The 23756-nt window shown below is 67.6% G+C and carries 19 protein-coding genes; 11 read left to right on the top strand and 8 right to left on the bottom strand.

The genetic code is table 11. The features are described from left to right. Positions 1-114 precede the first annotated feature (114 nt). The 4 genes from QX039_RS31445 to QX039_RS31430 all read left to right on the top strand — a co-directional run bounded on the left by QX039_RS31445 (position 115) and on the right by QX039_RS31430 (position 6477). A complete protein-coding gene (locus QX039_RS31445; RefSeq protein WP_315773980.1) occupies positions 115-3636 on the top strand; it encodes a hypothetical protein in 3522 nt (1173 codons plus the stop codon). Between the two features lie 151 nt (positions 3637-3787). Next, the gene (locus QX039_RS31440) at positions 3788-4621 is read left to right on the top strand and encodes a hypothetical protein (RefSeq protein ID WP_315773982.1); all 834 of its coding nucleotides are present in this window, start codon (positions 3788-3790) and stop codon (positions 4619-4621) included. Positions 4622-4774: 153 nt separating this feature from the next. Next, positions 4775-5701 carry a sulfite exporter TauE/SafE family protein gene (locus tag QX039_RS31435; RefSeq protein WP_315773984.1) on the top strand — a complete coding sequence of 309 codons (927 nt, stop codon included), beginning with the start codon at positions 4775-4777 and terminating at the stop codon, positions 5699-5701. After that, positions 5698-6477 (top strand): TIGR02186 family protein, encoded by a 780-nt coding sequence (locus QX039_RS31430; RefSeq protein ID WP_315735834.1) that lies wholly within the window; start codon positions 5698-5700, stop codon positions 6475-6477. The genes QX039_RS31435 and QX039_RS31430 overlap by 4 nt, the downstream gene beginning before the upstream one ends. An 11-nt stretch (positions 6478-6488) precedes the next feature. Here QX039_RS31430 and QX039_RS31425 read toward each other — a convergent pair whose 3' ends face one another. Further along, on the bottom strand, positions 6489-7268 hold the full coding sequence (locus QX039_RS31425; protein ID WP_315773986.1) for an MBL fold metallo-hydrolase: 780 nt from the start codon (positions 7266-7268) through the stop codon (positions 6489-6491). After that, positions 7265-8185 (bottom strand): DMT family transporter, encoded by a 921-nt coding sequence (locus tag QX039_RS31420; RefSeq protein ID WP_315735831.1) that lies wholly within the window; start codon positions 8183-8185, stop codon positions 7265-7267. Before QX039_RS31420 ends, QX039_RS31425 begins: the two co-directional genes overlap by 4 nt. A gap of 97 nt (positions 8186-8282) precedes the next feature. On the opposite strand from QX039_RS31420, the gene QX039_RS31415 reads away from it, so the two are divergent. After that, positions 8283-9149, top strand: a complete 867-nt coding sequence (locus QX039_RS31415) for a LysR family transcriptional regulator (RefSeq protein WP_315735829.1) — start codon at positions 8283-8285, stop codon at positions 9147-9149. Between the two features lie 247 nt (positions 9150-9396). Here QX039_RS31415 and pdeM read toward each other — a convergent pair whose 3' ends face one another. From pdeM to QX039_RS31395, 4 genes are all read right to left on the bottom strand, one after another. Beyond that, on the bottom strand, positions 9397-10050 hold the full coding sequence (pdeM, locus tag QX039_RS31410) for a ligase-associated DNA damage response endonuclease PdeM (protein ID WP_315737003.1): 654 nt from the start codon (positions 10048-10050) through the stop codon (positions 9397-9399). 49 nt (positions 10051-10099) lie between these two features. After that, positions 10100-12811 (bottom strand): ligase-associated DNA damage response DEXH box helicase, encoded by a 2712-nt coding sequence (locus tag QX039_RS31405; protein ID WP_315773988.1) that lies wholly within the window; start codon positions 12809-12811, stop codon positions 10100-10102. Between the two features lie 379 nt (positions 12812-13190). Beyond that, entirely contained in the window at positions 13191-14420 is a 1230-nt protein-coding gene (locus QX039_RS31400; protein WP_315735825.1) for an ABC transporter substrate-binding protein, read from the bottom strand. A 109-nt stretch (positions 14421-14529) separates the two neighbouring features. After that, positions 14530-15456 carry a methyltransferase domain-containing protein gene (locus QX039_RS31395; RefSeq protein ID WP_315735823.1) on the bottom strand — a complete coding sequence of 309 codons (927 nt, stop codon included), beginning with the start codon at positions 15454-15456 and terminating at the stop codon, positions 14530-14532. Between the two features lie 115 nt (positions 15457-15571). Between QX039_RS31395 and QX039_RS31390 the strand changes: the two genes are divergently transcribed. The 5 genes from QX039_RS31390 (at position 15572) to QX039_RS31370 (ending at position 21072) form a co-directional block, all read left to right on the top strand. After that, positions 15572-16618: a ligase-associated DNA damage response exonuclease gene (locus tag QX039_RS31390; protein WP_315737002.1), complete on the top strand. Its 1047-nt coding sequence runs from the start codon at positions 15572-15574 to the stop codon at positions 16616-16618. Continuing rightward, on the top strand, positions 16615-18483 hold the full coding sequence (locus tag QX039_RS31385) for an ATP-dependent DNA ligase (RefSeq protein ID WP_315735821.1): 1869 nt from the start codon (positions 16615-16617) through the stop codon (positions 18481-18483). Before QX039_RS31390 ends, QX039_RS31385 begins: the two co-directional genes overlap by 4 nt. 120 nt (positions 18484-18603) lie before the next feature. Continuing rightward, positions 18604-18912, top strand: coding sequence for a DUF6460 domain-containing protein (locus QX039_RS31380; protein ID WP_315735819.1), 309 nt, complete (start codon positions 18604-18606; stop codon positions 18910-18912). A 13-nt stretch (positions 18913-18925) separates the two neighbouring features. Further along, the gene (locus QX039_RS31375) at positions 18926-19660 is read left to right on the top strand and encodes an MBL fold metallo-hydrolase (protein WP_315735817.1); all 735 of its coding nucleotides are present in this window, start codon (positions 18926-18928) and stop codon (positions 19658-19660) included. Between the two features lie 107 nt (positions 19661-19767). Then, a complete protein-coding gene (locus tag QX039_RS31370) occupies positions 19768-21072 on the top strand; it encodes an MATE family efflux transporter (RefSeq protein ID WP_315737001.1) in 1305 nt (434 codons plus the stop codon). A gap of 63 nt (positions 21073-21135) precedes the next feature. Here QX039_RS31370 and QX039_RS31365 read toward each other — a convergent pair whose 3' ends face one another. Next, positions 21136-22230: a quinone-dependent dihydroorotate dehydrogenase gene (locus QX039_RS31365; protein WP_315735815.1), complete on the bottom strand. Its 1095-nt coding sequence runs from the start codon at positions 22228-22230 to the stop codon at positions 21136-21138. Further along, positions 22227-22571 carry a DUF952 domain-containing protein gene (locus QX039_RS31360; RefSeq protein ID WP_315735813.1) on the bottom strand — a complete coding sequence of 115 codons (345 nt, stop codon included), beginning with the start codon at positions 22569-22571 and terminating at the stop codon, positions 22227-22229. Before QX039_RS31360 ends, QX039_RS31365 begins: the two co-directional genes overlap by 4 nt. 254 nt (positions 22572-22825) lie before the next feature. Here QX039_RS31360 and QX039_RS31355 point away from each other — a divergent pair, with 254 nt between their 5' ends. Beyond that, on the top strand, positions 22826-23587 hold the full coding sequence (locus QX039_RS31355) for a carbonic anhydrase family protein (protein ID WP_315735811.1): 762 nt from the start codon (positions 22826-22828) through the stop codon (positions 23585-23587). The last annotated feature ends 169 nt before the right edge of the window (positions 23588-23756 follow it).

The following is a 23756-nucleotide window of genomic DNA, read 5'->3' as shown; positions in this document are numbered from 1 at the left end:
AAAAGTCGGGACCTGGAGCAGACGATCTGCGCGGACCCGTTCATGTTCATGTCCGGGACGCGTGGAGAGGCTGGAGGCGCTTGGTGGAGCGCTGGAAGCGGAACCGGACGAGACATGAATTCGCGCGTACCGTGGAGTAATGAAGGCATCGACCCGTCCGTCCGTGAAAGGGCCGAGGCCGCGGCGCAACGCGCCGGCATGACGCTGAACGACTGGATCAACTCCACGCTCGGCGCATCTACCCCGCCCGACTTCCGTGGCAGCCACGCGCCGCGCAGCACGCCGACCGTCAGCCGCGATGCCCGCGAGGTGACCGACATCCACCAGCGGCTCGACTCCATCGCACGGCAGATCGAGCAGATGTCGCGCCCCGTCGCGCGCAAGGATGCGCCACGCGACGAGCAGGGCGTCGCGCGTCAGCTGAACGATGCGATCTCGCGGCTCGACGCCCGCCTGTCACAGATCTCGACGCCGCTGCGCAAGCCGGACACCGAAGACCGCTATCGTGGTCCTGACGGCGTCGAGCGCGCCGCCGCACAGCTCTACCGGCCCGCCCAGCCGCTCAGCGCGGGTTCGTTCGACGTGGCCGTCGCGGAAATCAGCGCCCGCCAGAGCGAGCTCGACAATGCGCGCCCGCTGCCGCCGCACCAGGCGCCGCCGACCGCGCCTGCCATGGCATCCGCAGCAGCGCCGTTGATGACCCCGATCAGCGCGCCGCTGACGCCGCCGCAACCGGCAGCCCCCACTCCCGATTTCTCGCTGCTCGAACGCCATCTGCTCAAGATCACGAGCCAGATCGAGGCGCTGCATCGCCCCGACGACGGCATCGAGCAGTCGATCGCCGGCTTCCGCAACGAGCTCTCCGAGATTCGTCACGCCATCACCGAGGCGATGCCGCGCCGGGCGATCGAGTCGATCGAGAACGAGATTCGCTCGCTGTCGCGCCGCATCGACGAGAACCGCAACACCGGCGTCGACGGCCAGGCACTGGCCGGGATCGAGCGCGCGCTGACCGACATCCGCGAGGTCGTCGGCTCGCTGAAGCCTGCCGAGCAGCTCGCCGTCTATGACGAGGCGATCCGCAATCTCGGCGCCAAGCTCGACCTGATCCTGCGCGCCAATGACGACCCCGGCACCGTGCAGCAGCTCGAAAGCGCCATCGCGGCGCTGCGTGCGATCGTCGCCAATGTCGCCTCCAACGACGCCCTGGAACGGCTGTCGGACGATCTTCGGCAGCTGTCGTCGAAGGTCGACCAAGTCACGCAGGCGCGCGACAATCACGAGTCGTTCCATGATTCCTTTGCGGCGCTCGAACAGCGCATCGCCGCGCTGACCTCGACGCTGGAGAGCCGCGAGCCGCCGCCGGCAGCGCGCGACAACACCGCCCAGATCGAGGACGCGCTGCGCGGCCTGTCCGACCGCATCGACCGCCTGCAGGTCGGCAACGACGGCTCATCGGCGATCACCCATCTCGAACAGCGGATCAGCTATCTGCTGGAGCGGCTCGAGGCCGCCAACGACCCGCGCGGCGGCAACATGACCCGCGTCGAGGACGGCCTGCAGGACATCCTGCGCTATCTCGAACGGCAGCAGGCGACATTCGCAGCGCTGGCGGAGAGCCGCTCGCAGCGCGAAACGTCGCAGGACGGCGGCCTGATCGACATGGTCAAGCGCGAGCTGTCCGACATCCGCTTCAGCCAGACCGAGACCGACCGCAACACCCAGGACTCGCTCGAGGCCGTCCACAACACGCTGGGGCACGTCGTCGACCGCCTCGCCATGATCGAAGGCGACCTGCGCAATGTGCGCGCCACCGCGGGCCCGCCGGCCGCGCTGCCGCCGCTGGCACCGCCAATCGAGTCGCCGATGCCGGCTGCACGCGCGCCGGCGCCCCAGGCCCATGCCGAGCCGGCCAGGCCAGAGCCTGCCTACCGGCCGGAGCTGCCCAATCCGGCGGCCGAGCAGCCAGCGGGACAGATTGTCGCTCCGGCCGCGGGTCAACAGGCGTTCGCGGCCGCCTCGCGCGACTTCCACGCCGCTCAGGCGCCGGCGGCTGCCATGCCGCCGCCGATTCCGCCGAAGGCAATCGCCGACATCCTGGAGCCGCACGCGGCACAGGCGCCCCGCGCGACCATCATCGTCCCCGAGCTGCCACCGGATCATCCGCTTGAACCGGGCACCCGTCCGCCTGGCCGGACCGCATCGCCCGCCGAGCGGATCGCCGCGTCCGAGGATGCGCTGAGCGAGCTTCCCGCCGGCAAGCGGGAGCCGGTGTCGACGTCGAGCTTCATCGCGGCTGCGCGCCGCGCGGCGCAGGCCGCGGCGGCTGCACAGCCCGTTGACGCCAAGAAGGCGAAGAAGGACAAGCCGAAGGAGAAGGCCAAGGAGCCGCCCAAGGACGTCGTCAAGGAAGTCGCCAGCGACGTCGCCAAGCCCAAGGCCAAACCCAAGGACAAGCCGACGTTCGCTCTCACCGCTGAGGGTGACGAGGAGGTCTCGACCATCGGGTCGAAGATCCGTTCGCTGCTGGTCGGTGCCAGCGTCGTGGTGATCGTGCTCGGCACCTTCAAATTTGCGATGTCGCTGCTCGACAGCGGCAGCACGCCGCCGCCGATCTCGCCGATGGAAACCCAGGGCGAGGCGCCCCGGGCGCAGATGCCGTCGGCCTCGCCGGGCCTGTCGCCGCGGCCGACGACGCCCGACCAGAGCGTGCCGTCGTTGACGTCGCCGACGCCGATCGACCGTCAGTCCTACAACCGGGCCATGCCGAGCGAAGCGGAGACGATCGCGATGCTCGCGATCCCGCAGGACGTCGAAAAGCCGGCCACGGTACCCGCTGCCGTCCCCACTGATGTCACCGGCACGATCCCAACCGCCGCCAACGGCCAGAAGCTCGGTCTGGTGCAGGTGCCCGCCTCCGAGAAGCTGCCCGATGCCATCGGCGGACTGGCGCTGCGCAACGCCGCTCTGAAGGGTGATCCGACCGCCGCCTACGAGGTCGGCGTGCGCTTTGCCGAGGGCAAGGGTGTCGCGGCGAACTATGAGGAAGCCGCGAAGTGGTATGACCGCGCGGCACAGGCGGGGCTGATCCCGGCGGTCTTCCGTCTCGGCACCTTCTACGAGAAGGGTCTCGGCGTGAAGAAGGACGCCGACATCGCCCGCCGCTACTACGTCGTCGCCGCCGAGCGCGGCAGCGCCAAGGCGATGCACAATCTCGCCGTGCTGGATGCCGACGGCGGCGGCAAGGGCGCGAACTACAAGAGCGCCTCGCAATGGTTCCGCAAGGCCGCCGAGCGCGGCGTCGCCGACAGCCAGTTCAACCTCGGCATTCTCTATGCCCGTGGCATCGGCGTCGAACAGAACCTCGCCGAGTCCTACAAATGGTTCACCCTGGCCGCAGCGCAGGGTGACGTCGATGCCGGGCGCAAGCGCGACGATGTCGCCAAGCGGCTCGATGTCCAGTCGCTCGCCGCGGCCAAGCTCGCGATCCAGACCTTCACGGTCGAACCGCAGCCCGACGACGCCGTGAATGTGCCGGCACCCGCCGGCGGCTGGGATGGCACGCAGGCGATCGCCAAGGCAGCCGCGGCCAAGGCGGCGCTGGCGAAGCGCGCGGCTGCGACGGCGCTGCGCTGACGAGGGCATTTCTCTGGGCAGGCTGACGAGCGCTCGCGCGCGGCCTGCAAAATCCTCCTGGCTTGCAATCGCGCCGCCATAGTGTCGCGCGGTCGATCGATATAGGTTGTCGCGGCGGATCATCACGAGCGCCGCGAGGGAGCATCGACGCGTGTCAGCGGGGAACGAACAACACGACGGCGCGCGCTTCCTGCAGTCGCCGACGGGCCCCCGCGTGCCGCCGCGGACCACGGCGAACGTCGCCCCCGCTCCGCCTCCTCGCCAACCAATCCAGCAAGTGACCGACGGCTATCCTGCGGCGTTCCGATGGCGTCGGCTGGCTTCCGTCATTTTCTTCGTTGCAATCCTACTCGGCGGGGGCATTCGCGCCTACCGCGACCTGTCGCGACCCGACGCCTGGTCGTTCTGGAAGGATCAGTACATCTCGCCGAGTCTGTCGGCGGCGCTGGTCGCCGACCCCGCGCTTGCCGGGCTGGGCGACAGGCGCACCGTGCTCGCCGTCAGCGGCCCCATCGGACCCGCGGCGGCCGGCTGGCTGCGCGAGCGGATCAGCGAGGCCCATCTCAAGCCGGGCGACCTGATCCTGCTGTCCTCGCCCGGCGGCAACCTCGACCAGGGAGTGCTGATGGGCGAGATCATCCGCGCTCACGGACTCGCCACCGCCGTCGGCGTGGCCGACAATTCCGGCCGCATCCGTCCGGGCTTCTGCGCCAGCGCCTGCGTGTTCGCCTTTGCCGGCGGGCAGACCCGCTATGGCCTCGATGGCTCGGCGCTCGGCGTGCACCGCTTCACGTCGGAGGCCCGTGGCGCCGACGCGGTCGCCGACACCCAGCGCGTGACCGGCGCCATCCTCGGCTATATGACACGCATGGGCGTATCGTCGCAGGTCATCGAGGCGATGTCGCAGACCCGCGAGATCCGCTGGCTCGATCCGAGCGATGCCGAGGCCATGAGGCTGGTGACCGCGCCGCTCAAGGCCCTTTGACGGAGCGCCCAGACCCCCACGCTCGGCGCCGGTGGATGTCACTTTGGGCGGGAATGACTGATCCCTTCGCTCCCATTTTCGGTTATGCAGGAGCCCGGCGTCCTGCTTTGCATGCGCGGGATGCTCGCTCGAAGGTTCGCAGAGGCCGCGCCGATGCAGATTTATCTTCCGATCGCCGACATCCCGGTCAACATCTTCCTGTTGCTGGCGATGGGCGCGGCCGTCGGCTTCGTCTCCGGCATGTTCGGCATCGGCGGCGGGTTCCTGATGACGCCGCTCCTGATCTTCGTCGGCATCACGCCCGCGGTCGCGGTCGCCTCGGTCTCCAGCCATATCGCCGCCTCCTCGTTCTCCGGCGCGCTGTCCTATTGGCGGCGGCGCGCGATCGATCCCTCGCTGGCCTCGGTGTTGATGATCGGCGGCGCGCTCGGCACCGGGCTCGGCGTCGCCACCTTCACCCTGTTGCGTTCGCTCGGCCAGCTCGATCTGATGATCGCGCTGTCCTATGTCGCCCTGCTGACGAGCGTCGGCGGCACCATGTTCTGGGAAGGCCTGCGCGCGATGATGCGCGCGCGCCAGGGCGCGGTCGCGACCGTGCGGCGTCCGGGCAGCCATGTCTGGATCCACGGCCTGCCGCTGAAGATGCGCTTCAAGCGCTCGAAGATCTACGTTTCGGTCATTCCGGTGGTCGCCATCGGCCTCATCATCGGCTTCCTCGGCGCCGTGATGGGCATCGGCGGCGGCTTCATTCTGGTGCCCCTGCTGATCTACCTGCTGCGCGTGCCGACCTCGACCGTCATCGGCACCTCGATGGTCCTGACGCTCGCGACCATGATGATCGCGACCATGCTGCACGCGATGAGCAATCATCTGGTCGACGCCGTGCTGGCGCTGATCCTGATGGTCGGCGGCGTCACCGGCGCGCAGTTCGGGGCCCGCGCCGGCCAGATGATCCGCGGCGAGCAGCTGCGGTTGCTGCTCGGCCTGCTGATCCTCGCCGTCGGCATCCGGTTCGCGATCGAGCTCGTGATCAAGCCCGACGACCTGTTCACGATCCGCGAGACCGAGATCAGCAGATGACGCCGCTCCGCCTCGCCAGCCTCACCTTCATGCTGCTGCTTGCCGGCGCCGCATCGGCGCGCGCCGAGCGGCTGATCGTCTCGGTCTCCAACCATCGCGTGACGGTGACGCCGAACTATTCCGGGGAGGAGCTGGTGCTGTTCGGCTCGGTCGAGAAGGACGTCCAGACCCCGCCGGGTCGCACCGCCTATGACCTCGTCGTCACCGTCCGGGGCCCGCGCGCCGACATGGTGACGCGGCGCAAGGAGCGGAAGTTCGGCATCTGGATCAACACCGACTCGCGCCAGTTCCTCAAAGTGCCCGGCTATCTGGCGCTGTTCGCCAACCGCCCGTTCGACACGATGGCCGCGCCCGAGGTGCTGCGCCGGCAGCAGCTCGGACTCAACAACGTGCTGCTGACCCAGCGCGTCGGTCCCGACTATGCCGACGTGGTCCCGAACGACGCGTTCCGTAGCGCTTTCGTGCGACTGCAGTCGCAGCACGGCCTGTATCGCGAGGACACGTCCGCGGTGACCCTCCTGACGCCGACCCTGTTCCGTACCGGCATCCCTCTGCCCGCTGCGGTGCCGATCGGCACCTATGAGGTCGAGATCAAGCTGCTCGCCGACGGCGCGCTGGTCACCAAGACCGAGACCGCGTTCGAGATCGTCAAGGTCGGCTTCGAGCAGTTCGTCGCGAACTCAGCGCGGCAGAACGGCTTCGTCTATGGTCTCGTCACCGCCGCGATGGCACTGATGACGGGATGGATGGCCTCGATCGTGTTCCGTCGGGATTGATCTTTTCCGCCTCATTGCGAGGAGCTGGGCGACGAGGCGATCACCGTCCTCACACCGGGCTCCAGAAGCTTCAGCCGCGCACCGAACCCGAGCGCATCGAAGGTCTTGCGCAGATCCTGCGCGTCCTGGCGGAAATGGGCCCAGCCGTCCGTGTGAACCGGAACGATGGCGGCCTCGGCAAACACGCGCGCGGTCTCGATCGTGTCGTTGGTGTCCATGGTGAGGTGGAACGGCCCGCGTGTCTGCGCCGCTCCGGCAAAGGGCATCACGACGCCAGGCTTGAAACGCCGCGCCACCTCCGCCACGCCGTCATAGAACACCGTGTCGCCACTGACATAGACGGTCGCGCCCTGCTGCGGGATGAGGACGAAGCCGATCACATCGCCCGCCAGCGGCTCGATGCCGGCGGGACCATGGCGCGCCGGCGTCGCCGAGACCGTCAATGTCCTGCCGCCCTTGCCGAGCTGCGTCGTCTGCCACGGCGCCAGCCCTTCCGCCGGCGCACCGAGCCTGCTTGCGCCGACTTCCGTCGTGAGCACGCGCGGTGCACGTGTCAGGAAGGCGCGGCCGCCGTGGTCGAGATTGTCGGAATGCTGGTCATGGCTCAGCAGCACGGCATCGACCTCGCCGATCGCCTCCGCGGTCATCGCCGGTCCAGTGAGCTTCTCCAGCACGACATGCGGCAATTCATAGCGGCCGGGAGCATCGAATGTGGGATCGGTCAGCAGGCGGAAGCCATCGATTTCGATCAGGGCGGTCGGGCCGCCGATCAGGGTGATCGCAACGCTCATGATGATGCTCCAACGGTACGGGCCGGCGCCCGCGTGACCAGATAGATCCCGAGCGCGACGGGAACGACGCCGAGCAGGTCCTGCAGCGCCACGTGCTCGCCGAGCACCAGGAAGGCGAAGATCATCGCCAGCGGCGGCATCACGAAATGATAGGCGCTGGCGGCGGTCGCGCCGCAGACTTTCAAGAGATGGAACCAGAGCACATAGGCCAGGATCGAGCCGCCGAGCACGAGGAAGGCGAACGCGCCGATCAGCTGCGCATTCGGCACGATCGCGCCCATGTTCGACACGCCGAGCGCGACCGGCCACAGCACCAGCCCGGCCGAGAGGTTCTGGATGCCGTTGCCGATCCACAGGCTGCCCTTCGGGGCGAGCTGCTTGAACAGGATGGTGCCGGTCACGATCGAGGCCAGCGCCGCCAGCGTATAGAGAATACCTTCGAGCTGGTCGGTCCCGACGGACATGCGGTGCCAGACGATCATGGCGACGCCGATGGTGCCGAGCGCGAGGCCTGAGATCTTGCGCAGGGTCAGCGGCTCGCCCAGCAGCAGCGCCGCGAACACCGCCGTGAACACGGGATTGGCCGAGACGATCAGGCCGCCGAGCCCCGCCGACACCGTCTGCAGCCCGGTGTAGCCGAGGCCGAGATAGAGCGCGTTGTTGGCGATGCCGATGATCGCGAACACGGCCGCATCGCGCCAGCTCATGCGCAGCTCGCCCCGGACCGCCGACACCACGACAATGAGGACGCCGGCGAGCGAGAACCGCGCCGCGAGCAGCAGCAGCGGCGGACAATAGGTCACGCCGACCTTGCCGGCGACGAAGGCGAAGCTCCACAGCAAGCAGAACAGGCCGATTTCGAGCGGCAGCAGGTTCGACTTCATCGGGGTCACGGCAACCGAGGAAACGGACGACATCGGAGCTCTCCTTCGTCGCCGGTGTAGGGCTGTTCTTTCCCATTTGGAAATTAAATGATAGACTGATACTCAGTGGTTTTCCGAATGGAGGTCCCGCGTGCTCGATCTGGACCTGTTGCGCAGCTTCGTCTCGGTGGTCGAGGCCGGCGGCTTCACCCGCGCCGGCGAGCGCGTCCACCGCACGCAATCAACGATCAGCCAGCAGATCCGGCGGCTCGAGGAGGATCTGGGCCAGACGCTGCTCAACCGTGACGGCCGCGAGGTCACGCCGACCGAGGCCGGCGAGCGGCTGCTGTCCTATGCCCGCCGCCTGCTGGCACTCGCCGAGGAGGCCCGCGATGTCGTGGCGCGGCCCGGACCCGACGGCGCGGTGAAGCTCGGCATCCCCGAGGATTTCGCGGCCTACCGGCTCGCCAAGCTGCTCGCCGCGTTCTCGCGCGCCCACCCCGATCTGCGGCTCGACGTGCGCGCCGACCAGAGCCTCAACCTGAAGCGCGACATCGAGCGCGGCGATCTCGATCTGGCGCTGCTCAAGCGCGGCGTCGACGACACCAGGGCAGCGATCGCGGCATGGCCGGAGCAGGTCTATTGGGTGACCAGCAAGGCCCATCCCGTCGACCTCGACGCCCGCTCGCTCCCGCTGATCGGCTTCCCGCTCGGCTGCCTCTATCGGACCCGGGCGATCCATGCGCTGGAGAGCAGAGGGCGCGCCTGGCACATGGCCTACACATCGTCGAGCCTCGCCGGCATTCAGGCCGCGGTCGCGGCCGGGATGGGGCTGAGCATCCTCTCCGAGATATCGGTGCAGTCGGAGCACCGCGTGCTGACGGCGCGCGAGGGCTTTGCGCCGATCGAGCGCACGGAGGTTGCACTGGTCGCCTCGCCCGACGCGAGCCCGGCGACGTTGCGCCTGGCCGACCGGCTGGCCGAGTTCTGCGAGAAGGTGCAGGCGAAGGCGGCATAGCAGCGAGACGTCCGCGACTCCTGCGACCATGGCGCCACGAGCAAAGTGCATTCCCTCCCCCGCTTGCGGGGGAGGGCTAGGGAGGGGGCCGCTCCGACGGCGGTGCGCTTGGCGCCCCCTCTCCAACTCTCCCCCGCGAGCGGGGGAGAGGGCGCAGCGGTGCGCGCAGCGGGCATGATCAGTCCAGCTTCGAATGATCCGTTCGACCTCTGATCACTGATCCAACTAATGAATTTCCATCATCCGACTAATAGCACCGCGCCGCGGCGATGCTGTGCAGGCGCCTATCTCCCAGCACGTGCGCGATGAAGGCGCGCTTCGGAAACAGCTTGGCGAAGGCCGCGTCGCGCACGCTCAGGCCGCCGGCATAGGCGCCGAACGCCGGCATCACGGCGCGCTCGCCGTCGCAGACGAAGCAGCGCCGCTCCAAAGTGCGCGCCCGCGTCGCCACCCGCGCTTTGGGGTGCAGATGGCCGGCGATCTCTCCACGCGCGCCGGTCGGCTCGTGACGGAAGCTGATCGCGCCGACCGTGATCTCGTTGACCACCTCGCCGCCGATGCCGCACGGGGCCGGATCGTGATTGCCCGTGATCCAGATCCAGTCGCGGCCGACCTGGAGGTTGGCGATGCAGGCGCGATCGTCACCGGTCAGGCGCGTATGCGCGTCGCGATCGTGAAAGCTGTCACCGAGCGCGATCACGGCGCGCGGATTGTAGTTCGCGACCACGGCGGCCAGCCGGTGCAAGGTCGCGGCGGTGTCGAACGGCGGCAGCAGCGTGCCGCGTGACGCGTAGCTCGAGCCTTTTTCCAGATGCAGGTCGGAAACGACGAGCAGGCGCTGCTCGTCCCACACCAGCGCGCCGGAGAGATCGACGCGCAGCGCGATGCCGGCGACGTCCATCATTCCCGATGCGCAGACAGTCCCCCGCAAAGCCGCCTCGCTTCTCGATCTACCCCATCGCTTCCTTCACGAGTTCCTCGGCAGCTTCCGCCAGGAGCTCGTCAGCGGCCTCGCCATAGACGGATTCGCGGCCGATTTCCAGCATCACCGGCACCGCCAGCGGCGAGACGCGATCGAGTTCCCGATGCGTGATTCGTCCCTCGATGCGCTGGAGCATATCACCGAGCCGCTTCAGATCGAGCAGGCCGGTGGCGGCATCGGCGCGCGCGGCGCGCAACAGCATGTGATCGGGCTGATGCCGGCGCAGCACGTCGTAAACCAGATCGGTCGAGAACAGCACCTGGCGGCGGGTCTTCTCTTCGGTCGTCGAACGCCGCGCGATCAGGCCGGAGATGATCGCACAGGACCGGAACGTGCGTTTCATCAGCGCCGATTCGGCCAGCCACGCTTCGAGGTCGTCGCCCAGCATGTCCGGATCGAACAAGGCGGCGAGATCGAGCCGGCCTTGGCTGACCATCAACGACATGTCGCCCAGCCCCCACACCGCGAGCGCATATTCATTGGCGACGAAGCCGAGCGGCCGGACGCGCGCCCGCTCCAGCCTTCGCGTCAACAGCATGCCCAGCGTCTGATGCGCGAGCCGGCCCTCGAACGGATAGCAGACGAGATAATGCTTGTCGGAGCGCGGGAAGGTCTCGACCAGGAGCTCGCGGCGCGCCGGCACGCGCGACACGTCCTTCTGCAGCAACAGCCAGTCGCGCACCTGCTCCGGCAAGGCCGACCATGCGCGGCGATCATCCAGCAAGCCGCGGACGCGATCGGCGAGATAGGTCGACAACGGAAACTTGCCGCCCATGTAGGACGGCACCTTGGGATCGGCATCGTTGGCGCGCGACACATACACCTGGTCCTCGGCCAGCGCCTCATAGCGCACGATCTCGCCACTGAACACGAACGTGTCGCCGAGCGTGAGCCCTTCGATGAACGCCTCCTCGATCTCACCCAGCAGCCTGCCGCCGCGCGCGATCGCGCCGGTCGAACCGGCGCCGCCGCCGCGCGAGCGCACCAGCCGCACCTTCAGCATCGCTTCTTCCACGATGGTGCCGACGTTCAGGCGATAGCTCTGCCGCACCTTGGGATTGGCGACGCGCCAGCGTCCTTTTGCATCCTGCTTGATGCGCGCGAAGCGCTCATAGGTCTTCAGCGCGTAGCCGCCGGTGGCGACGAAGTCGACGACATCGTCGAAATCAGCGCGCGACAGCGACGCATAGGGGGCCGCAGTGATGACCTCCACATAGAGCTCGTCGCTGAGAAACGGCTCGGCGCAGGCGCAGCCGAGCACGTGTTGCGCCAGCACGTCGAGCGCGCCGGTGCGCAAGGGCGGCGTGTCCTGCGCATTGTCGGCGATGGCGTCGATCGCGACCGAGCATTCCAGCACCTCGAAGCGGTTGGCCGGCACCAGCACCGCCCGCGAAGCCTCGTCGAGCCGGTGATTGGCACGGCCGATGCGCTGCATCAGCCGCGAACAGCCCTTGGGCGCGCCCACATTGATGACGAGATCGACGTCGCCCCAGTCGACGCCGAGATCGAGCGAGGAGGTGCAGACGACGCCGCGCAGCCTGCCTGCCGACATCGCATCCTCGACCTTGCGGCGCTGCGCGACGTCGAGCGAGCCGTGATGCAGGGCGATGGCGAGATTGTCGTCGTTGATGCGCCAGAACTCCTGGAACAGCATCTCGGCCTGGCTGCGGGTGTTGACGAACACGAGCGTGGTCTTGTTTCGCTTGATCAGCTCGTACATCTCGGCCAGCGCATGGCGCGCGCTGTGGCCGGCCCACGGCAGCCGCTCCTGCGTGTCGAGCATCTCGACCACCGGCTGCGCGGCGCCGCCGGCGACCACGACATCCGCAGCAGCAATGCCGCCGCTCGGCTGCGGCACCAGGAAGCGCGCGAGCTGCTCGGGCTCGGCGACGGTCGCCGACAGGCCGATCATGCGCATGTCCGGCGCAAGCCGCCACAGCCGCGCCAGCGCGAGCGACAAGAGATCGCCGCGCTTGGAGGTGACCAGCGCATGCAGCTCGTCGAGCACCACGCGCTTCAGCGAGGAAAACAGGAACGGCGCATCGTCGGACGACAGCAGCAGCGCCATCTGCTCCGGTGTGGTCAGCAGGATGTCCGGCGGATAGCGGCGCTGCCGCTGCCGGCGGGACACCGGCGTGTCGCCGGTGCGGGTCTCGACCTTGATCGGCAGGCCCATCTCGGAGATCGGCGCCTCGAGATTGCGCGCGATGTCGACCGCGAGCGCCTTCAGCGGGGAGATATAGAGCGTGTGCAGGCCGGCGGGTCGCGGGATGCGGTTCGCCGTCTGCTTGCTCTTTTCCGTGTTCGCGAGTTCGACCAGTACATTCGGCTCGGTGCCGGGTGCCACCATCGACACCGCCGCCGGAGGCCCCCCTCCCCCTCCCCGCCCCTCCCCCACAAGGGGGGAGGGAGTGGAGAGAGCGGATGGCTTGGCAAGAACAGAACGATACTTCGGCGCGACGGCGGAGCCGAGCTCCACCAGGGTCGGCAGGAACCCGGCGAGCGTCTTGCCGGCGCCGGTCGGGGCGATCAGCAGCGCCGAGCGTTGCGCGCGAGCCTTCTCCAGCAGCGCCAGCTGATGCGCGCGCGGCGCCCAGCCGCGCGCCGCGAACCATTCGGTGAAATGGTCGGGCAAGGCGGCGCTGTCGTCAGGCGGGACTGGTGAGACGCGGGGCGGCACCGGGGGAAGGTAGGCAGTCGCCCGCGGTTCGTCGAGGGGCGGATAGGCGCCTTAGCCTTCACGGCTGCCGTGCCAGCCTATCCTGAAGCGCCAGCGCCTCGCCACGCTCCGCCGTCGTCCCCGCGAACGCAGGGACCCATACCGCGGCATCGGTGAGACGCATACTGCCCGTCATCGTCCCAACAAAGCCGGTGGTTATGGATCCCTGCGCCGCGTGCGCAATTGCGCACTAGGCAGGGACGACAGCGGAGTTTGAGGCTGCATCCCTCGCCACATCGTCATTGCGAGGAGCGAAGCGACGAAGCGATCTAGACTGCGTCCGCGGAGGAACTCTGGATTGCGTCGCTTCGCTCGCAATGACGAACGAGACCGCTGCCCCCTACTCCGTCATCGGCTTCTCGGAGATGCTCCAGTCCTTGCCGTCGAAGATCGAGATGTAGAGCGTCTTCATCGGCGTGTAGTCGTCCGGCGTGTAGGCATAGTTGACGCCGTCGAGGAAGAACGGCGAGTGGAAGCCGGCGAGTGTCGTGGCGTGCTTCAGCACGTTCTCGCGCGTCAGCGTATCGCCGCAGCGGCGCAGGATCTCGCCCATCGACACCGCCTGGCCGTAGCCGGCATAGGCGATGGTGTTGTCGGGATCGATGCTGGACAGGTACTTGGCGCGCAGCGCCTCGAAGCCCTTCACGTCCGGATCGTCCTTCCACTGCGGCACGCCGGCGTCCTTGGAATAGCGGATCGCGACGATGCCCTTGGCATTCTCGAGGCCGGCGGCGGACAGGATCGAACGGCCGGTCGAGCCCGCCGACAGCAGCTGCAGCGGCTTCCAGCCGAGCTCGGCCACCTTGCGGATCGACTGCGACGAGGCCTTTCCCGTGCTGATGTTGTAGAACACGTCGGCGCCGGACTTCGACAAATTGATCAGCTGCGAGTCCACCGTCGGCTCGGTGAGATCATAGGTCTGCTCCATGATCACCTGCGCCTTGCCGCCGGCGTCGGCCAGCACCTTCTTGAACGGTCCCAGGAAGTCGCGGCCGAAATCGTCGTTCTGATAGAGGATGCCGATCTTGGCTTCCGGCTTCACGCTCAGCACGTGCTTGGCGAGAATGCGCGCCTCGGTCGGATAGAGCGGCAGCCCCGCCATGGTCCATTTGTAGTTCTTCGGATCATTCCACTTCGAGGCGCCGGTGTTGAGCAGCAGCTGCGGCACGCCCTTGGAATTGAGGTATTTGTGCACGGCGGTCTGCGGCGCGGTGCCGAGCGAGCCGTACAGCGCCAGCACTTCGTCCTGCTCGACCAGCCGCCGCGTCGCCTCGACGCATTTCGGTGCGCTATAGGCATCGTCCATGGTCAAGAACTTGACCTTGCGCCCGTTGATGCCGCCCTGCTCGTTGAGCATCTGGAAATAGGCTTCACCCACCCGGCCGAGCACGCCGTACAGCGAACCGGGACCGGAATGCGGAATGGTCTGACCGATCTTGATCTCGGTGTCGCTGGCGCCGGCATCATATTTCTTCTCGGCAGCCCAGACGTAAGGCGAGGCGATGGTCGAAGCGCCGATGGTCGCAAGCGCGGTGGCGCAGAAATCGCGCCGCGTCAGATGTTTTTTCATTTTTTGTCTCTCCCTAGACTACCGACATTTTTTGGCATCGGGAGAGCTGCGGCAAGAGCGAAGTTGCCGCATTGGACGCTGCGTGCAGCGCATTCAATAGCGTGTAGACTCAAGTCCTGACGGCGACCACGGCCAGCCCGCGCACCGGCAGCTGCTCCTCGGTGCGTGGCGACGCCGGCTCGAGATGGGCCAGCTTCAATCCCGCGGCCGCGATCACGCCACGGACATATTCCGCTCCATGGGCATAACGCAGCCCCTTCCCCATGATCACACCGTCGCCGTCATGGGTCTCAACGGTAAAGGTCAGCAGCCCGTCCGGCGTCAGCACACGTTGCGCCTCGCGCAACACCGGGCCGAGGTCGCCGACATAGACCATCGCATCGGCTGCGAGAATGAGATCAGCAGACGCAACGTCCTGGCGCTGCAGCCCTGCGGTCATGTCGTCGACCTCGAGCCCGGCATAGAGCCCGGTGGCGCGCGCCTCCGCGATCATGCCGGCCGACAGGTCGATGCCGATGAAGCTATCGACGTTGCTGGCGAACGCCGCCGCACCCAGCCCGGTGCCGCAGCCGAGATCGATCGCGCGCTTGAAATAGGCCAGCTTGCGCTCGGCCGCGCGCACCGCGATCACCGCCTTGAACAGGATCGCGGGCGCACGGTAGTGCAGCCGCTCGATCAGCTCGGTCTCGAAACGCGGCGCGTACTGGTCGAACAGCGACTGCACATAGGCCTTCGGCATGTCCGAGAGCGGCGCGGCGCCGAGCTGCATCAGACGCACAGCGGCACCGTGGCGGTCATCCGGATCGGCGACGCAGGCGTTCCGGAAGGCAGAGATTGCCTTGTCGGTTTCACCGAGCGCGATCCTGATCTTGCCGAGTTCGAACCAGGCCGAGGCGAAGCTGGGGGCGACCTCGATGGCCTGCTCCATCACCTCGGCGGCCGCGACCAGGTCGCCCTTCAATTGCAGGTCGCGGGCGAACTCGTAGCGGCGGTCGGCGATCAGATCGCCGGAGGACAGGAACAGGCGGTGGGGCATGGGAACCATCGTCGTCAATGCGAACTTTTCATCGAGGAGATGGATGCGCGGGTCAAGCCCGCGCATGACGAGATGGAAACGGGCACGACCTGAAAACGCGTCTTGCATGACCTATATGACCCACATGCGTCCGCAAGACATTCTGCTGCCCGTTCCGTCCGGCCTCTGCTGCAAGGCCGGCGGCTTTCACATCGATCCCGTGCGCCCGGTCGAGCGGGCGCTGATCACCCATGGCCATTCCGACCACGCCCGCCCCGGCCACGGCGCGGTGCTGGCGACCCAGGAAACGCTCGACATCATGCGGCTGCGCTATGGCGACAACTTTGCAGGCTCCACGCAGGCGATCGGCTATGGCGAGCGGATCAGGCTGGGTGACGTCACCGTCAGCTTCCACCCTGCGGGCCATGTGCTGGGCTCGGCGCAAATCAAGGTGTCCTGCGGCGGCACCTGCATCGTCGCCTCCGGCGACTACAAGGATGCGCGCGATCCGACCTGCGCACCGTTCGAGCTGGTGCAATGCGACGTCTTCATCACCGAGGCGACGTTCGGCCTGCCCGTGTTCCGTCACGGCGACGCGGCGCAGGAGGTGAACAAGCTGCTGGCCTCGGTGGTGCTGTTTCCCGAGCGCGCGCACCTGGTCGGCGCGTACTCGCTCGGTAAGGCGCAACGTGTCATCGCGCTGATCCGCGAGGCCGGCTATGATCGGCCGATCTACCTGCATGGCGCGATGGACAAGATCACGCGCTACTATCAAGACAAGGGAATCGCGCTCGGCGAGCTCCGGCCCGTGAAGGGCGTCAAGAAGGCCGAGCTTGCCGGCACCATCACCCTGGCGCCGCCGAGTGCGACCTCCGACCTGTGGACCCGCCGCTTTCCCGATCCCGTCACCGCGTTCGCCTCGGGCTGGATGCGGGTGCGCGCCCGGGCCCGGCAGCGCGGCATCGAGCTGCCGCTGGTGATCTCGGACCATGCCGACTGGGACGGGCTGACCGCCACCATCGCGGCGACCGGCGCAAGCGAGGTGTGGGTCACCCACGGCCAGGAGGACGCGCTGGTGCATTGGTGCCGGAGCAAGGGCCTGGCGGCCCGGCCGCTCGACCTGGTCGGCTATGGCGACGAGGAGGAGAGCGAGGTGGTGGCGACGGAGGACGCGGAGGCATGAACCGCTTCGCCGAGCTGCTCGACCGCCTCGCCTATGAGCCCGGCCGCAACAACAAGCTGCGCCTGCTGACGTCGTACTTCCGCGAGGTCGAGGATCCCGGTCGCGGCTACGCGCTGGGCGCGCTGACGGGCGCGCTGTCGTTCAAGCACGCCAAGCCGGCGCTGATCCGCGACCTCATCGCCGCGCGCACCGATCCGGTGCTGTTCGCGCTGTCGTATGACTATGTCGGCGATCTCTCGGAGACCGTCGCGCTGATGTGGCCGAAGGACAGGGCGCATCATCAGCAGCTCGTTCCTGGGTACCCCCCTCCCCACCCCTCCCCCACAAGGGGGGAGGGAGCCGAGTGGCACTCGGAGCTTGCATCTCGTTCGATAGCCAACAGGGGCTCAACAAGTGATCTTGCTCCTCCGAGCACTGCTCTCTCCGTTCCCTCCCCCCTTGTGGGGGAGGGTCAGGGAGGGGGGTGCCACACAGGTGGTCTTACGAGAGCATCCGGCCACAACAACCCGCCACCGCCGACGCTGACCGAGGTCGTCACCACCCTGCGCACCCTCGGCAAGACCGAGATGCCGCGGCAACTCGCGCAATGGCTGGATGAGCTCGACGAGACCGGGCGCTGGGCGCTGTTGAAGCTGGTCACCGGCGCGCTGCGCATCGGCATCTCCGCGCGGCTTGCCAAGACCGCAGCGGCCGCGCTCGGCGACAAGGACCCGCACGAGGTCGAGCTGATCTGGCCGGGGCTCGCGCCGCCCTATCTCGACCTGTTCGCCTGGCTCGAGGGCCGCGGCGACAGGCCGATCAACCGCGATCCCGCGCCGTTCCGCCCTGTGATGCTGGCGCATGCGGTCGAGGACGACGACTTCGCCGGCATGAACGCGGCCGACTACATCGCGGAATGGAAATGGGACGGCATCCGCGTGCAGGCGGTGAGCGGCCGCGAGGCGGATGGCCGCATCGTCACGCGGCTGTATTCGCGCAGCGGCGAGGACATCACGGGAAGCTTTCCGGACCTGCTGCCGTCGCTGCATCTGCCTGGCGCGCTCGACGGCGAGCTGCTGGTGGTGCGCGATCAGCGCGTACAGAGCTTCAACGTGCTGCAGCAGCGGCTGAATCGCAAGACGGTGTCGCCGAAGCTGATGAAGGAGTACCCGATCCACCTGCGGGCCTACGACCTGCTCGGCGATGAGGACAATGACCTGCGCGAGCTGCCGTTCGCCGAGCGCCGCGCGAAGCTGGAGGCGTTCATCAAGCGCCTGGACGATCCGCGCGTCGACCTGTCACCGACCATTGCGTTCGCGACCTGGGATGCGTTGAAGGCCGCGCGCGCCAATCCCGCCTCGGCCGGGGCCGGCGACGATGCCGAAGCGGTGGAAGGCGTGATGCTGAAGCGGCGCGACGCGCTGTATCTGCCGGGGCGTCCCAAGGGGCAGTGGTGGAAGTGGAAGCACGATCCGCACATCATCGACGCCGTGCTGATGTATGCGCAGCGCGGCCACGGCAAGCGCTCGTCCTATTACTCCGACTACACGTTCGGCGTCTGGACGGCGGGAGACGGCGGCGATCAGCTGGTGCCCGTCGGCAAGGCCTATTTCGGCTTCACCGACGAGGAGCTGCTGCAGATCGACCGCTTCGTCCGCCGCAACACCACGGAGAAGTTCGGTCCCGTCCGCCACGTCGTGCACGAGCCCGGGCAGGGGCTCGTGCTCGAAGTGGCGTTCGAGGGCCTGCAGCGCTCGCCGCGGCACAAATCCGGCATCGCGATGCGCTTTCCGCGCATCAACCGGTTGCGCTGGGACAAGCCACCGCGCGACGCCGACCGGCTGGAGACGCTGGAGCGCATGCTGAAGAGCGAGACCCCGGCGTGACAGCGCGGGAACATTAAATGCCAGTAACCAGCTTGCGGCGGCGAGCCGGGTTCCCCACCTGCCCTGCCGTGCTTTATAATCGGGCTCGCGAATCCGACGAACCCGCCTGGAGACGATGACATGTCGAACGACATCAGGGACTATCCGGCCCGCGCCCGCAGCTCGGATGGCCTGTATCGCTTTCTCGGCGGCTCGCCGCTGTCGGTGGCGTTCCGGCTGGTCCTGCTGTCGATCCTGGTCGGCGTGGTGCTGTCGGCGATCGGCTTCGATCCCTTGAACATCCTGCACAGCATCCGGCTGCTGTTCATCCGGCTGTACGAGCTCGGCTTCGACGCCTTCAACTGGCTGTGGCGCTACTTCCTGCTCGGCGCCGTGATCGTGATCCCGATCTGGTTCCTGTCGCGGCTGTTCGCCCCGCGCGGCCGGTAGAGAGACGCAGCCGATGCAGCTCCGCTTCGTCGGCTGCGGTGACGCGTTCGGCTCGGGCGGCAGGTCCAACACCTGCTTCCATCTGACCGGCTCGCGCACGAATCTCCTGATCGATTGCGGCGCCTCGTCGCTGCCGGCGCTGAAGCGGCTCGGCATCGCCTGCAACGATATCAAACTGATCCTGATCACGCATTTCCATGGCGATCATTTCGCCGGCCTGCCGTTCCTGCTGCTCGATGCGCAGTTTTCGCGCCGGACGCAGCCGCTGGTGATCGCCGGCCCGGCCGGCATCGAGGCGCGGCTGACGCAGGTGATGGAAGCGCTGTTCGAGCATTCGTCGCGCACGCCGCGGAAGTTCGAACTGTCCGTGATCGAGCTCGCGCCTGAGCAGCCAACGCGCTTCGGCGCGGTCTGCGTGACGCCGTTTCCAGTCGTCCACGGCAATTCGGGCGGACCGTTTCTCGGCTACCGGATCGAGGCCGAGGGAAAGATCGTCGCCTACACCGCCGATACCGAGTGGACCGACAGCCTGATCCCGCTCGGCCGCGACGCCGACCTGTTGATCGCCGAGGCCTACACCTACGACAAGGCGGTGAAGAACCATCTCAGCCTCGCGGCGCTGGAGGGGCATCTCGGCGAGATCGGGCCGAAGCGGCTGGTGCTCACCCATATGAGCGACGACATGCTGGGCCGGCTGGACCGCATCGGCCATGTGGCCGCGCATGACGGCATGAGCATCGACCTCTAGCTGAGAGACGCGAAAGGCCGCTAAGACCAGGAGAGACGCGCGTGCCGCGCGCTTTGCCAATCCGCGAGACGTTCTTGACCGCTTCAGCGAAAATCACGACAGCGCAGGTGTTCGACATCGCGGGTCCCGCGATGATCGCCAACCTGACCACGCCGCTGATCGGCATCGTCTCGACCACGGCGATCGGCCGGCTCGGCGAAGCGGCCATGCTCGGCGGCGTCGCCATGGCCTCGGTGATCTTCGATTGCCTGTTCTGGCTGTTCGCCTTCCTCCGCGCCAGCACACTCGCCTTCACCGCGCAATCGCTCGGCGCCGGCGAGAGCGACGAGATCCTGATGGTCCTGATCCGCGGCCTGGCGCTGGCCGCGCTGATCGGCGTCACCCTGATCGCGCTGCAACTGCCGCTGGGCGCGATCATCTTCGACATCATGGGCGGCAGCGACGCCGTGTTGAGCGCGGCCCGCAGCTATTTCATCGTCCGGATATGGTCGGCGCCGCTGGCGCTCGCCAACTACGTGCTGCTCGGCTGGCTCGTCGGACTGGCGCGCGCACGGCTGGCGCTGGCCGTTCAGGTCGCGATCAACCTGATCAACATGGCCGCGACCATCCTGTTCGTCCAGATACTGCAGGCCGGTATCGCCGGCGCGGCGATTGCCGCCGTGATCGCGGAGACGGTCGGTGTCGCGATCGGCCTCGTGCTGGCGCGCCGATTGGTCAAAGCCGACGCCCGGATATCGCGCGCTGCGCTGCTCGACCGCGCCAAGCTGATGCACATGATGGCGGTGAACCGCGACATCATGATCCGCACCGCGGCGATGATCGTCGCCTTCCTGTTCTTCACCTCACAAGGCGCGCGTGCCGGCGACACGACGCTGGCGGCCAACGCGGTGCTGAACAATTTCCTGCTGGTGGCCGCGTTTTTCCTCGACGGGCTCGCCAACGCCGCCGAGCAGCTGTGCGGCTATGCGTTCGGCGCGCGCAACCGCGACGCCTTTTCCGGCGCCACAAGGCTGGTGCTCGCCTGGGGCTTCGGCTTCGCGCTCGCCGTTGCGGTGATCTTCGCGCTGTTCGGTCCGGTGCTGATCGACGCGATGACGGCAAACGATGCGGTGCGCCGCGCAGCGCGCGACTATCTGCCGTTCGTGGTGGCGTCGCCGCTGCTGTCGGTGTTCGCCTTCGCGTTCGATGGCGTCTATATCGGTGCCACCTGGGCGCGCGACATGCGCAATCTCATGGTGGCGGCGCTGATCGTCTTCCTCGGCATCTGGCTGGCGCTGCGCGGCTTCGGCAATACGGGCCTGTGGATCGCGATGCTCGGCTTCTACGCCGCCCGCGGCGGCTTCCAGGCCGCACGCTATCCGGCGCTGCTGCGGGCGTCGTTCGGGAAGAGCCCGACTCGACCGACAATGTAAGCTGTCATCGTCCGAAGGCGGGGATGACAGCCGTGCGTGAACGATGCGACAGCTCGGCTGCAACTAAACCGGCCAATCCTCGGCCGTGATCGTCGCGGCATCGGCGCCGACGATCTCCGCCAGGGAGTCACGCCCCGTGCGCAGCAGCGTCGAGGTCAGGTCGGCTTTGATGCTCTCGACCAGGCCGAGGCCCTTGTAGACCAGCGAGGAATACAACTGGATCAGGCTGGCCCCGGCGCGGATCTTGGTGAGCGCGGCGCCGCCCGTGTCGATGCCGCCGACGCCGATCAGCGGGAACGCGCCTTCGACGCGCACGAAGGTCTCGGCCACCATCCGGGTCGACAGCCGGAACAGCGGCCGCCCGGACAGGCCGCCCTGCTCCTTGGCGCGCAACTGCTCGCGCAGCGAGCTGGGCCGAGCGAGCGTCGTGTTCGACACGATCATGCCGTCGACGCCGCGCGAGCGCGCGACATGGACGACGTCATCGAGCTCGGCGAGGCTGAGATCCGGCGCGATCTTGAGCAGCACCGGGGTGTCGCCGGCCTTGCGGCGGATACGGTCGCGCGCCTCCAGCACCTTGGATAGCAGTTCGTCGAGCTGAGAAGCCTGCTGCAGGTTGCGCAGGCCCGGCGTGTTGGGCGAGGAGATGTTGACGGTGAAGTAGCTCGCCACCGGCGCGAAGGTCTCGATCAGCCGGACGTAATCGGCGACGCGGTCGGCCGAATCCTTGTTGGCCCCGACATTGACGCCGACGATGCCGCCCTGATGGGCGCGGCCGGCAAGCCGCCGCAACACGATCTCGGCGCCGTCATTGTTGAAGCCCATGCGGTTGATCACCGCCTCGTCGCGCTCCAGCCGAAACAGCCGCGGGCGCGGATTTCCGCTCTGCGGCCGTGGCGTGACCGAACCGATCTCGACGAAGCCGAAGCCGAGCCGCAGCAGCGCGTCCGGCACCTCGGCGTTCTTGTCGAAGCCGGCGGCCATGCCGACCGGATTCGGGAAGTTGAGCCCGAAGGCGCGCACCGCGAGCTTCGCATCGTCCGGTCGCGGCTTGATCGCCGGCAAGAGCTTCAGGCCCTGGATGGCGAGCCGGTGCGCATCCTCGGCGTCGAGCCAGCGGAGCAGCGGCAGCGAGAGCTGGTCGAAAGCGCGGATCACGGCTTCAGGTCCGGAATGTCATGGCCGCCATCGGCACGGCTGTGCAACTGGTGAACGGCGGTCACGGCGCCGAGATCGAGCTCGCCATACAGATGCGGGAACAGCTCGTCGTTGCGCGAGCGCTCCCAGCGCAAGCCTGCACCCAGTGCATCCGCCTCGACCTCGACCAGGAACAGCGCGCTCTGCCCGAAAAAGTGCTTCCGGGCCGTCTCCGGCACCTGGGGGGCGGTCGAAAAATGGATGAACCCGTCGCGCAGATCGTCGGCGCTACCGCGGTACACGCCCAGCCGCTCCGCCTCGCGCCAGGCCGAAGCTGAGCAGATTTTGTAGATTTTGGGCACCTTCGCGCGGTCCTGGCTCGAGCTTGAGTTTGCTGATGTTTTCGGAGCGGCCGACCGTATCGGCAGGGGGCGGCGAACTCAAGCATCGTTTGCCCGGGACAGCCCGGCGGCCGCCCCGCTCAGGCTGCACCCGAGTGACTGCGAGTTCGCGAGGACGCAGCCGGTTCCTCAGCAAGGGTTAACCTGATTCGGTTTTCCTGTTGCGCGCGATTCGCAACCGATCATGCCCACGCTTGAACCTTTTGGAGATTGCCATGGACCGCCGCCACGTCTTGAAGGCTCTTGCGGGGCTCGCCCTCTGCCCCGCCTGCGCGACCCCGGGCTTCGCCGCCGAGGGCGCCCCGCATTGGAGCTATGAGGGCGCGACCGGACCGGCCAATTGGGGGGATCTCGATGCGGCCAACAAGGTCTGCGGCGTCGGCACCCAGCAATCGCCCATCGACATCGAGCACTCGACCCGGGCCCAACTGCCCAACTTCAAGCTGAGCTGGGCCAGGACCGCCGACACCATCGTCAACAATGGTCACACCATCCAGCTCAACTTTGCCGACGGCAGCAGCACCCTGAAGCTCGACGGCACCACCTACAAGCTGCTGCAGGTGCATTTCCATCGCCCGAGCGAGCATCAGATCGGTGGCAAGAACTATCCGATGGAGGCGCATTTCGTCCACCGCGCCGCGTCGGGCGGGCTCGCCGTGGTCGGCGTTCTCATGACCACCGGCCGGCCCAATCCCGCCTTCGCGCAGATCGTGGCGACGATGCCGGACAAGGAGGGTCCCGCGGTCAAGGCCGATCCGCGCATCAACCCCAACATGATGCTGCCGGCACGCCGCTCCTATTATCGCTATGCCGGCTCGCTGACGACGCCGCCCTGCTCAGAGGTGGTCGAATGGCTGCTGCTGAGCGAGCCGGTCTCGGTCGCGGAAGCGGACGTCACGAAATTCGCCAAGCTGTATCCGATGAACGCGCGCCCGGTGCAGAAGCTCGACCGCCGCTTCGTGCTGCACGGGGTGTAGTACGAATGGCCGCTTCGGACTGACGCGGCCGCCGAGTTCTCCGCTGTCGTCCCGGCGAACGCCGGGACCCATACCGCGGAATCTCAGTTGTCTTGCGAGGTGGCGGATATCCGTCACCTCACCTCGGCTCGTGGCTATGGATCCCGGCTCAGGGCCGGGACGACACCTT

Source organism: Bradyrhizobium sp. SZCCHNR1043, from assembly GCF_032489675.1.
Taxonomy (GTDB): Bacteria; Pseudomonadota; Alphaproteobacteria; order Rhizobiales; family Xanthobacteraceae; genus Bradyrhizobium.
This window is presented reverse-complemented; position numbering and strand designations above follow the sequence as displayed.